The sequence below is a fragment of the Pedobacter humicola genome, from assembly GCF_056490705.1.
This window is the reverse complement of sequence record NZ_JBWJIG010000004.1, coordinates 337,097-348,711: the sequence shown is the minus strand read 5'-3', so window position 1 is coordinate 348,711 and position 11,615 is coordinate 337,097. Positions and strand designations below refer to the sequence as shown.

Below are 11,615 nucleotides of genomic sequence, written 5' to 3'. Positions count from 1 at the left end.
TACAAATGAACATTAGCAATTAAACGATTTTTTTTAAAAACTCTTATAAGTTTATTAAAAATTTTAATTTGCGCCCTGCTAAAATTAATTGTGTACACCCATTTACCTATGGAGAACAAAAGTATATTAATTTAAGAAAGATACAGCGTTATTAAAATGGAACCACAAAAGATTAATAAGGGTGATAGAAACAAAATTTACTTCCTGGTCATCGTTATTGCGGCTTTAATCGGCACAAATGCTTACTTGTTTTTTAAAGACCGAAAGCAGAGCGAAAAATTTGTAACCGTTAGCACAGAAAAAGATAAGTTAAGGCTGGAGGTGGAAAAGATTGAGGTTGAGCTGGATAAGGTGAATGCTTTAAACTTAGATTTAAACGATAAACTGGTTGAAGAACAAAAACTCGCCCGCGTAAAGATTGAAGAACTTAAGGCAGCCTTAGAAAAAGCCCAGATTACCCAGGGCGAACTAGATAAAGCCAATGTGCAGATAAACGAGCTGAAAACATTTGTAAAAAATTACAACGAGCAGATTATCCAGCTTCAAAAAGATAACATTTTTCTAAAAAATAGTCGCGATAGTTTAGAAAACACCCTCAGAAACATTAGCAATAAGGCTTCGAATCTGGAGAACGAAAACGCAAATCTCAATGCAAAGGTTAAAACAGCCGCAGCATTAAAACTCCAAACCGCCGAAATTATCGCTTTCAGAACAAAATCAAGCGGTAAAAAAGTTGAGGTAACCAGATCTTCAACGGCAGAAAAACTAAGTGTCCGTTTTAACATTATACCTAACGAGTTAGCAGAAAAAGGCCATCACAACATTTACCTTAGGGTATTTGATCCTGCTGGCAACTTACTGGCCGATGAAGGGAACCGTTTCGAGGCTGATGGACAGGATATGCAGTACAGCCACTCTATATTTATCAATTACAATAACGACGACAGTACCTATGTTATCGATTGGGCCAACCCAAAACCTTTTATAAAAGGTATTTACACTGTAATTTTATATGCTGATGGTAATACCATGGGCAAGGCTCAGGTAGAACTGAGATAAAATTATCCCCTCAAAACCAACCTTAATTCTTTTTTATTTAGCTAAAGGGAAATTCAAATAAAAGGTAGTCCCCAAGCCGCTAATAGAGGTAAACTTAACTGCCCCACCTGCATTCTCTACCGCTTGTTTTACAAAAGCGAGTCCTAATCCTGTTCCAGAAGTTTTGGTGGTAAAGTTAGGCACGAATATCTTATCATGTAAAGTTAGCGGAATCCCTTTACCGTTATCTTTGATCTCGATATAGGCATTCTGTACATCCACGTAAACAACAATGGTGATGCAGCATAAAGTCTCCTCATCAATGGCCTCAATGGCGTTTTTAAGCAGGTTATTAAAGGTTCTTAAAAGCTGATCATGATCGGCCATGATCTCAACATCCTTATCACTTTTATTCAGCACGTCTATGGTTACGTTTTCTGTGCTTTTAAACACCTCTCTTGCCTGCTCGATAATTGGCAATAAAGAAAGCCGCTCCAAATTGGTATCGGGCATTTTAGCAAAATTGGAGAATTCGGAGGCAATTTTAGAAAGACTATCTATCTGCTCTATAAACGATTTGCTAAACTTATTAAACTTAAGCTCGAAGTTTGGATCCTTCTCCCGCCATGATTTTTCTAACAATTGAACCCCCAATTTCAAAGGCGTTAAGGGGTTTTTAATTTCATGGGCAACCTGCTTGGCCATTTCGCGCCAGGCGCTTTCGCGCTCCGATCTTGCGAGCTTCAGCGCGCTGGCCTCCAAAGCAGAAATCATATTGTTATACTCTTTAATTAAAGAGCCGATTTCATCGTGCCTACGCCATACAATGGGTTCGTTCCGCTGGCCAATTTTTGTTTTACTGATGCTTTCCTGAATAAACGTTAAAGGGCTCGTAATCTGGTTGGCCAAAAATACCGCCAGCACGCCAATGGCCACAAAAACCAAAGCATAAATATTAATCAGATTACTTACGAAAAGGGCAATCTTATCGGTATACTCTTCTTCGTTAGAATAATTTGGCAAACCGATATAAGCAATTGTTTTATTTTGGGCATTTCTGATCGGCGCATAGGCAGCCGCATATTTTAAATTACCAATTTTCTCATTCGCATTGATAAACTCTGACCGGTGCAGAATGCTCAAAGAAAGATATGCTGACGGGCCCATCTTTTTCCCAATAATTTTATAACTATAGAGTTTTGGATAAGTAGTCATTATTAGGTCGCCATTCAGATCATATAAATTTAAATCTGCATTGTTGATATCTGCAAAATTGTTAAAATCTGCTACCGCATTCTCATCATTGGCAACAATTCCATTGCTAAAAACCTGCTTTTCAAAATTCTGCTGAACCTTTCTGATCTTATCCTTTAATATTGCATCTTGCTGGCCACGGTATTCGAGGTTCATATAATAATAGGTTACCCAACCTACAATAACCAATGTAGCCACAACAGAAAGTACAATCGAGACCTGGATCCTTGTTTTATATAAAATCTTATTGGCATTGATCATTAACGACCTGTTGATACTAAACCAGCCCACCTTATCATCATCCAAATTCTTGATGAGCCAGATTAAGCCGTAAAGCAATATCGAAAAGATAATAAACACCAGAAAAAAGAAAGATAATGCCGCCAGACGTTCAAGATAATCGACTTTCTCTCTGCTGATAATGACCATTTTACTATTAGATGGTTTATAAATTAAATGGCTGTAACGGAGCTTATCATCGCTGATGGTCACAAAATCATCTTTTTTACCTTTAAATATGCTACCATCAAGCGGATAGGTATAGTTACCAGATTGATTAAGGAGTTTATTATTACTGTATAAAGCAATGGAATAACCTTTAAAATCTTCATCCTTCATTATCTTTTGATCACCCAAAAGATCTGGTAGACGATTATTATAATTGTAAGGCTTGGATCGAAGTTCGATAACGAGTGTTCCGAGTAAACTGCCCTGATCTACAACAGAAATAATCCCAAAGTAATCCTGATAACCAAACGTGTTGTTAACCTGATAGAAAAAGTTTGACCCATCAATTTTAACTGAACCGGCTTCTACCAGGTTTTTATACTTATCAATCGGCGGACTATCGGCGCTTCCAATGATGATCCCGGATTTATCGTAAGGATAAATCTGATAATCATATCTGTTTAAATAACCATCCAAATAATCTTTAATGTGATTTTTGAGCACAGCATAATTGCCCATCCGTTCCTGGTTAAAATACCGCACCAGAAAATCATCTTTAACAATCTCATTTCCTAGGGCACCTAAGGCTACAATGGCATTGGGATCTTCTGATGATTGTACTTTTCGTGCCAACGGCTCGCGTAAGCTTCTTTCTTTGAAATCTTTATACCTGGTATATTTAATCGAAGTATTAAAAGCCAGACAGAAGAAAACAATGGCAAACATACCGATAGAAAAATTTCGTTCTTTTAGGTAAACAGCTCTTGCAACAATAAATAACGCGAGCGCAAAAACGATAAAAAATGCATTAAAATCAACAATAAGTTTATATACAAAAACACCGGCAAAGCCGGTTAAGAAAATAATTAACCGCTCTCTGTTCGTAACATTTAACTGGCTGCTTACTGTTGCAGATATAACCGTTATCAGGTAGATCTGAAACCAGGCCAAACATAAAATCACGATCCCTACCCAACTTGTTCCACTCAGTTTTAAAATGTTTACGATATCAAAATTGATTTTGGAGTTGAAGATCAATCCGAAGAAAATATCGTCGGTATCCCAAACTATCCGCCCGATCAACACCAGTAATCCTGCCTGGATCAGTATCCCTATTATCTTATTCCGCTTGATCCATTCGGGGAACTGATATTGCGCCTTATGGTTGTACATAAACAGGAGCAACCAGGTAAGTACGATAACATTTAACAGAAAATCGCCCAATGAGGGCATTAAGAAACTATCGGCATAGATGCGTGGGTCAAACAGCTCTAAGATAAACCGGTGATTAAACCATCCATAATATAAATCTGATAAACGAAAAGCCAAAAAGAAAAAAAGCAGTAAAAAGGTACTCCATGCAATATGCCCCCGCCTGGCAATAAGTGAGCTTAAAGAGTTAAAAAACATACAGATGCACAACATACCTGCAACAAATAACCATAACTGTGTACCAGAATAATAGGTTTCTGCATAACCCGGCTTCACTTTAAGTCCGAATAAAAACTTATTATCAAGACTTTTTATCACATAAACATCCTTATCGGTAAAAGATGCAAAAGTTAATATTTTGGTCTTTGATAAAATGGGGTCAATATCATTTTTAAAGTACTGCGTTTCTTTAAAAGGATACTGAGACTGAATGGAAATCAGAAAAATAAGGCTAAAATTATGCCGTGTGCTTTTGATTACCTCATACCAGCCATTGGAAAAAAACAATACAGAACTACCTTCCCTTATTGTAGTCGGATCTATTTCCGAAACTTTATAGGTGCTCCAGAATTTAAGTTGATTATTTTGATAGGTTAATAGATTGATGCCGTTCTTTTCACGGAATGATTCGATAAAATCAAGTGCGTCTTTAGGATTGAGATGAAATTGCTCGGCCTTGGCCACCTCTTTTTTATCGGTCAGGAAATTTTGCACCGATCTTTCTTTGATCAAAAGGTTTTGTTGAATTTCTTCGGCATCGTGCTCGAGCAGTTCACTCTTGGTAGTAAAACGGCTCAGCGAGATGGAAGTTGCCATCAGGCAACAGCCCAAAACGAGCAATAGAAACCTTATTTTTACACCAAAGCTCATTTTCATCCTATTGATAAAGATATTAAATATTGATAAAAAACAACGCCATAAACACTTGGGTTTATGGCGTTGGAACTATTATTCTATTTTGAATAAGTTAAGCTATGCCAGCACTGCTTGTTTGTACTTCGCGGCTCACTTTTTTAACCAATCCCTGTAATACATTTCCCGGGCCAACCTCAACAAATTCTGTAGCACCATCAGCAAGCATATTTCCTACTGTTTGTGTCCAACGTACAGCACCTGTTAATTGTTTAATTAAATTGGCTTTAATTTCGGTTGGATCTGTATAAGGCCTGGCATCAACATTTTGATAAACCGGGCAAATTGGCACCGAAATATCTGTTGCCTCAATAGCCGCTTGCAATTCAATTTTTGCAGGTTCCATTAAAGGGGAATGAAATGCTCCACCTACATTTAATTTTAATGCTCTTTTTGCTCCTGCTTCAGTTAATTTAGCACAGGCCAGATCAATACCTTCTATACTGCCCGAAATCACCAATTGGCCCGGGCAGTTATAATTCGCCGGTACTACTACCGCATCTATTTCTGAACAGATTTTTTCAACCACCTCATCAGCAAGACCTAAAATAGCCGCCATTGTTGATGGCTGAGCCTCACAAGCTTTCTGCATTGCATTTGCACGCGCAATAACCAGTTTTAAGCCGTCTTCAAAACTTAAGGCCTTTGCCGCTACCAAAGCAGAAAACTCACCCAAGGAGTGGCCCGCAACCATATCAGGTTTAAAATCATCCCCTAACACCTTCGCCAATATAACCGAATGCAAAAAGATAGCCGGTTGCGTTACATTGGTTTGTTTAAGCTCTTCATCTGTTCCGCCGAACATAATATCGCTGATGCGGAAACCGATAATCCCGTTGGCCTGTTCAAATAATTCTGCAGCTTTTGGGTGCTCATAAAGATCTTTACCCATACCTACAAACTGTGCTCCCTGTCCGGGAAAAATATATGCTTTCATACCCCTTAATCCCCTAAAGGGGAAATTAAATATTTTATTAAATTATTATTAATCCATCCCCCTTAGGGGGCTGGGGTTAATCTAAACTTGCTGTAATTAACCTTAAAAACTCAGCTCTTGTTTTATCATTACTTAAAAAAGTGCCGGTAAACGCCGAGGTTGTAGTAACCGAATTTTGTTTTTGTACTCCGCGCATCGACATGCATAAGTGCCTGCATTCTATCACCACGGCTACCCCCATAGGGTTTAGCGTATTTTGGATACAATCCCTGATTTCGTTGGTCAACCGTTCTTGTACCTGTAAACGGCGGGCAAAGGCATCAACTACACGTGGAATTTTGCTCAAGCCAACAATATGGCCGTTAGGGATATAAGCGATATGCGCCTTGCCAAAAAAGGGCAGCATATGGTGTTCGCACATCGAATACACTTCAATGTCCTTCACCACAACCATTTGGCTATAATCTTCCTGGAACATGGCTCCTTTGAGGATCTCATCTGGTTTTAAATCATAACCGTGGGTTAGATATTGCAACGCTTTAGCCACACGTTCAGGTGTTTTTAACAACCCTTCGCGTTCCGGATCTTCGCCCAACTGGCCAAGAATATCTTTGTAGTGTGTAGCTACAGCTTCAATTTTATCTTCGTTGTAACGGTCTATTTTCACATAACCATCCCTCGATTCGCCTTTTAATACGTCTTTACTGCTCATTAATTTAGGTTTTTAACCAAAGTATTCAACAAAATTATTTTCGGTTTCGTAGATTTTTACACAATGTAAAATTGCCCCGCTCTCTGCAATTGGCGCCCATAACTGTTTCCAGATCTCTATGGCCAGATTTTCGGTAGAGGCCAGTTTGCCCTTCATAAAGTCTACATCAAGATTTAAATTTTTATGATCAACCTTATCTACAACATAATCGTTCATTACGTCTTTCAGCCATTTTAAATCAACCAAAAAACCTGTTTCCGGATTAACCTCGCCCTTAACTGTAACATACAACCAATAGTTATGGCCGTGCCAGTTTGGGTTGGCACATTTACCATAAACTTCATTATTTTTATCATCATCCCAATCGGTACGGGCTAATTTATGTGCCGCATTAAATGATGCTTTTCTCGTTATGTAAATCATTACTATAAAATAAAGTGCAAATATACAGATAAAGGTTTAAGCCCCGTTATGGAAAATGTAAGATGGAAAAATGGATGATGTAGTCGGATTATTATTTAATGAATTAACTTTACCATATGAAAATTTTAGTTGTTGCCGCTACAAAAGCGGAACTTAACTTCGTTTATCAGCATTTTAATCTGCCCGATGGAAATTTTGTGGAGCATAAAAATTTCGATTTGCTGATCACAGGTGTTGGAATGGTGGCAACAGCATTTGCCTTAGGTAAACACCTTTCGCACAAATACGATCTTGTGGTAAATTTTGGTATTGCGGGCTGTTTTGATCGAAGCATAGCCTTAGGTACGGTATTAAACATTACCGAAGATACATTTGCCGAACTGGGTGCTGAAAATGGCGACGACTTTCTAACCATCACGGATTTAGGTTTTGGAGAAAACCATTATACCTCCCGGCCCCATAGAGAAGTGGCTTTGCCGATTGCAAAAGGCATCACCATGAATTGTGTAACCGGAAGCGAAAAAAGCATAAAAAAACTGATTCAAAGGTTAAACCCAACAACCGAAAGCATGGAAGGGGCTGCCATTTTTTATGCCTGCAAGCAGTTAAATATCGATTGCCTCCAGATTAGGAGCATATCCAATTACGTAGAGCCCAGAAATAAAGAAAACTGGAAAATAGACCTTGCTGTTAAAAATTTAAATGATTGGGCAATTGCTTTTATTGGAGAAATGAACTGATTATGACCGATTAATTTATTGCAGTAGTTAATTTTGATTTGTGAACCCGACACAATTAAAATAATTATTTTAATTGTCAAAGTTCTATCTAACACCTGAAAACAAAAAAATAAATAGATGAAACTTACACTTGGATTTTCACCCTGCCCTAACGACACCTTTATTTTCGACGCGCTCATTCACCATAAAATTGATACTGAAGGTTTAGCATTTGAAGTTTCTTATGATGATGTAGAAACCTTAAACCAAAAGGCACTCAGAGGCGAATTAGACATTACCAAGTTAAGTTTTCATGCATTCGCCTACGTAGCTAATCAATATGCCTTATTAGACGCCGGCAGCGCCTTAGGTTTTGGCGTAGGCCCGTTGTTGATCAGTAAAAATCATTTCGATAACGCCGAACTTCAAACTGCAAACGCTGAACTGAGAATTGGGATTCCGGGAAAATATACCACGGCAAATTTTTTATTGGGCATTGCCTATCCCCATTTGCTGAACAAACAGGAACTCGTTTTTTCGGAGATCGAATCCGCCTTGCTGAACAACGAGATTGATTTAGGTTTAATCATACATGAAAACAGGTTCACCTACCAGGATAAAGGTTTAACCAAGATTGTTGATTTAGGAGATTACTGGGAAAAATTAACCGGCTGCGCCATTCCCCTGGGCGGAATCGTCATCAATAGAAATTTAGACCGCGAAGTACAATTAAAAGTGAACCGCTTAATCCGCCAGTCGGTAGAGTTTGCCTTTGCACATCCAAAATCAGGAATTGATTTTATCCGCCAGCATGCCCAGGCCATGGAAGAAAGTGTAATGTATAAACACATTGAACTGTATGTAAATAAATATAGCGTTAATCTTGGCGAAGAAGGCCGTAAAGCGGTTGATACCTTATTTAAGCTTGCGCAGGAACGGAATATTATTCCCACTATTCAGGAGAACTTATATATTTAATTCTTTTCGTCATGCTGAACTTGTTTCAGCATCCTTTCTTAATTGTTTCGTAAATCCTGAAACAAGCTCAGGAGGATGGTTGGTTTAGTTAATTTAACTGACCAGCAACTTATAGCCTTTTCCATGCACATTGATAATTTCTACTGTGGGGTCGGCTCTAAGATATTTACGAAGCTTACTTAAAAATACATCCATACTTCTACCGTTGAAGTAATTATCATCATGCCAGATACTTAACAAAGCTTCCTCACGGGTTAAAACGGTATTCTTTTTTAAGCACAATAAGCGTAGCAGTTCAGCTTCTTTGGTAGACAGCTTTTGTTGTACATCATTATGGGTAATAATCTGGGTGGTATAATCGAAATGATATTGACCGATAGAAAATTGTGTCTCTGCAGACTCGTCGTTTTGATCGGTTTTATTGGCCACACGCTTAAACATGGCGTTAATGCGCAGCAAAAGTTCTTCTATACGGAATGGTTTGGTAATATAATCATCACCGCCTAAATCATAAGCAGCAGATTTATCTTCCAACATGGTTTTAGCCGTTGCAAAAATGATCGGAACCTGTGTGTTTACCTTTCTAATGTCTTTACCTAAGGTAAATCCATCTTTTTTAGGCATCATCACGTCCAAAATACAAAGATCGAAATTCTGTTTGTTAAACGTTTTTAATCCGTCTTCACCATCAGTACATAACACTACATCAAATTTACCTTTTAGCTGCAAATAGTCTTGTAATAATAAACCTAGATTTGGGTCGTCTTCTACCAGAAGTATTTTTTTCATTTTCTTAATTTTATTCACGTATGTAGCATTCCCTACACTGAAAGTTTGATTCTGAATATGCATAACGGTTTAATTTATGATGTAGATTAAATTGATACTCTACTATATTAGACAAATTAAACCTGTTATATTTTAATGTATCGACAAAGCAACCTTTTGTACCGATGGTTAGCCGGTTTATAAAGGTAAAGATATTTCGAACGTTGTTCCCCTATCTTTTTCGCTACTTACCTTAACTGTTCCGTTCAGTTTCTTGATAATATCCTGAACATAATTTAACCCTAAGCCAAATCCCTTAACATCGTGCAGGTTTCCTGTTGGTACTCTATAAAACTGATCAAAAATCCTTTTAGATTGCTCTTTGGTCATCCCTATGCCCTTATCTGCTATTTCAATAATTAAACTCCTGTTGGTATTGCGCGTAGTGATGGTAATTTCCGGTGTATTGCTGCTGTATTTATTCGCGTTATCAATGAGGTTATAAATGACATTGGAGAGATGCAATTCATCGCCATAAACTACTGCGTTTTCGGCATCGGTATTGACGTGGATAATGGCATTCTTTTTTTGTAACTGCAACTCCATACTATCGAGCACAATCACAATTAAATCGTTCATATCTACCTCGGTATTCTCCATCGTAAGCTCACCCTTTTCCAGTCTGGCGATACTTAATACACGTTCGATATGACTGCCCAAACGAACATTTTCATCATAAATAATCCCTGCCAACCGTTTCAACCGAGCCTTATCTTCCGTCACTTCGGGATCTTTCAAAGCCTCACTGGCAATCATAATGGTGGCCACAGGGGTTTTAAACTCATGCGTCATGTTGTTGATGAAATCTGTTTTCATTTCTGATAGTTTCTTCTGCTTTAAAATGGCATAAAGGGTATAAGAAAAGATGAAAACGAGTACCAGTAACAACCCGATAGATGAGGCAAGTGTAGCACTCAGGTTAGAAATAATCGCTGAGTTTTTATTCGGAAAACTCACGAAAAGCATACCGGGGTCGCGGAATAAATCGTTACCGAATAAAGGTGTTTTATAGGTGTTTTCTGGTAAAAATTCTCCATTTTTATTGGAAGCTGTCATAAAAATAGTAGAATCTTTCTTAGCTAAAGAAACCCGATAAGAAGGCTCTAATGTAATATTGTGGGCCACGAGTTCTTGCTTTAAAAGTGGTCCGAGGGCAGTAAAGTTTATCCGTTTATATATTGGAACATTTACCTCCTCCATTTCTTTGGCCACATCTTCGATTAAGTTAGTCTGCGAATAGTTAATCGGACCTTTCCCTTTACTCAAAGTAGCAATTTTAAGATCAAGTCTCTTTTTAGCCAGCTGATCTTCCCTTTTAAACTTCAGGGCCATATCATCCGGTATCTTCGGTACACTAATTAATCCCGGCGCACCATCTCGTGGATCGTAAACCAAATACCTGATAGAATCGGGAACGCTTTTCGGTGAACTAAAATTAAAAGTCTTTCTATCGTTCGAATACAGTTTCGACCGCATACTAAAGGCATTCATATTATAGTTTTCATCAACAATACCATCAATCTGTATGTCTAGACGTGCGCTTCCGATTTTGGTTGTTGGAGTAGGCGATGATAGCGACTTAAAGGTGTTTTCGCTGAGCATTTCTGGCTTACGGTAAGAAACCCTGATTACACTATCCTGTTGATTCAGGTAATTTTCAATCTCAATTTCGCGCTCCGATTGCCTAACTTCTACTTCCTGTTCGTACTGTTGCCTTAATTCATTAATATCCAGTGCCCTTTGCCTCACATCCTGCATCTGCTGCAGCCTGATTTCGGCACCTCTTCTATTCAGGTGATCAGCGGTATTTTTCCGCTGAATTTTATTTACCACCGAGGTCAGGGTCTGATTTACCTGTTCATCGAAAAGTTGGGATTTTAGTTTATAAGACTCCCTGATGTAATACAATTGCATTACAAATACACCAAGTAAAGCCACCGTCATTAAAACGGTAATTAACCAAAAACTCTTTTTCTTCATTGAACTAGAATGATTTTAAGCTTTAAAAAACCAAATCACAATCTTTTTAAATTTAAACAGATATCAAAAATACTGAATCGCTAAGCTAAGTGTTTGTTTTTAACATATTTTAACAGCGGCGGGAAGACTTGTTAAGTTTTGCTATCGCACAAGTTATGTAAACTTCGGAAGTCTG

General features: G+C 38.0%; 9 protein-coding genes. 3 read left to right on the top strand and 6 right to left on the bottom strand.

Going from position 1 to position 11,615, the window contains the following annotated elements:
• The first annotated feature begins 156 nt into the window (after positions 1-156).
• Entirely contained in the window at positions 157-1,059 is a 903-nt protein-coding gene (locus tag AC04Q1_RS09480; protein ID WP_478363988.1) for a hypothetical protein, read from the top strand.
• 33 nt (positions 1,060-1,092) lie between these two features.
• Here AC04Q1_RS09480 and AC04Q1_RS09475 read toward each other — a convergent pair whose 3' ends face one another.
• The 4 genes from AC04Q1_RS09475 to AC04Q1_RS09460 form a co-directional block, all read right to left on the bottom strand.
• Positions 1,093-4,827: a sensor histidine kinase gene (locus AC04Q1_RS09475; protein ID WP_478363986.1), complete on the bottom strand. Its 3,735-nt coding sequence runs from the start codon at positions 4,825-4,827 to the stop codon at positions 1,093-1,095.
• Between the two features lie 91 nt (positions 4,828-4,918).
• Positions 4,919-5,800, bottom strand: a complete 882-nt coding sequence (gene fabD, locus AC04Q1_RS09470; protein WP_478363984.1) for an ACP S-malonyltransferase — start codon at positions 5,798-5,800, stop codon at positions 4,919-4,921.
• 76 nt (positions 5,801-5,876) lie between these two features.
• Complete coding sequence (gene folE, locus AC04Q1_RS09465) at positions 5,877-6,512, bottom strand: GTP cyclohydrolase I FolE (protein ID WP_478363983.1); 636 nt, start codon at positions 6,510-6,512, stop codon at positions 5,877-5,879.
• 12 nt (positions 6,513-6,524) lie between these two features.
• The gene (locus AC04Q1_RS09460) at positions 6,525-6,935 is read right to left on the bottom strand and encodes a 6-pyruvoyl trahydropterin synthase family protein (RefSeq protein WP_090501570.1); all 411 of its coding nucleotides are present in this window, start codon (positions 6,933-6,935) and stop codon (positions 6,525-6,527) included.
• Between the two features lie 116 nt (positions 6,936-7,051).
• Between AC04Q1_RS09460 and mqnB the strand changes: the two genes are divergently transcribed.
• Positions 7,052-7,675 (top strand): futalosine hydrolase, encoded by a 624-nt coding sequence (gene mqnB, locus AC04Q1_RS09455; RefSeq protein WP_478363981.1) that lies wholly within the window; start codon positions 7,052-7,054, stop codon positions 7,673-7,675.
• 117 nt (positions 7,676-7,792) lie between these two features.
• Complete coding sequence (locus AC04Q1_RS09450; protein WP_478363979.1) at positions 7,793-8,632, top strand: menaquinone biosynthesis family protein; 840 nt, start codon at positions 7,793-7,795, stop codon at positions 8,630-8,632.
• Positions 8,633-8,725: 93 nt separating this feature from the next.
• Here AC04Q1_RS09450 and AC04Q1_RS09445 read toward each other — a convergent pair whose 3' ends face one another.
• Positions 8,726-9,421, bottom strand: coding sequence for a response regulator transcription factor (locus tag AC04Q1_RS09445; RefSeq protein ID WP_478363978.1), 696 nt, complete (start codon positions 9,419-9,421; stop codon positions 8,726-8,728).
• A 177-nt stretch (positions 9,422-9,598) separates the two neighbouring features.
• Positions 9,599-11,440 (bottom strand): sensor histidine kinase, encoded by a 1,842-nt coding sequence (locus AC04Q1_RS09440; protein WP_478363976.1) that lies wholly within the window; start codon positions 11,438-11,440, stop codon positions 9,599-9,601.
• Between the last annotated feature and the right edge of the window lie 175 nt (positions 11,441-11,615).

Excerpts from the sequence above, each read along its gene's own strand:
- folE (WP_478363983.1), bottom strand. The coding sequence starts at position 6,512 with ATGAGCAGTAAAGACGTATTAAAAGGCGAATCGAGGGATGGTTATGTG.
- AC04Q1_RS09460 (WP_090501570.1), bottom strand. The coding sequence starts at position 6,935 with ATGATTTACATAACGAGAAAAGCATCATTTAATGCGGCACATAAATTA.
- fabD (WP_478363984.1), bottom strand. The coding sequence starts at position 5,800 with ATGAAAGCATATATTTTTCCCGGACAGGGAGCACAGTTTGTAGGTATG.
- mqnB (WP_478363981.1), top strand. The coding sequence starts at position 7,052 with ATGAAAATTTTAGTTGTTGCCGCTACAAAAGCGGAACTTAACTTCGTT.
- AC04Q1_RS09475 (WP_478363986.1), bottom strand. The coding sequence starts at position 4,827 with ATGAAAATGAGCTTTGGTGTAAAAATAAGGTTTCTATTGCTCGTTTTG.
- AC04Q1_RS09445 (WP_478363978.1), bottom strand. The coding sequence starts at position 9,421 with ATGAAAAAAATACTTCTGGTAGAAGACGACCCAAATCTAGGTTTATTA.
- AC04Q1_RS09480 (WP_478363988.1), top strand. The coding sequence starts at position 157 with ATGGAACCACAAAAGATTAATAAGGGTGATAGAAACAAAATTTACTTC.
- AC04Q1_RS09440 (WP_478363976.1), bottom strand. The coding sequence starts at position 11,440 with ATGAAGAAAAAGAGTTTTTGGTTAATTACCGTTTTAATGACGGTGGCT.
- AC04Q1_RS09450 (WP_478363979.1), top strand. The coding sequence starts at position 7,793 with ATGAAACTTACACTTGGATTTTCACCCTGCCCTAACGACACCTTTATT.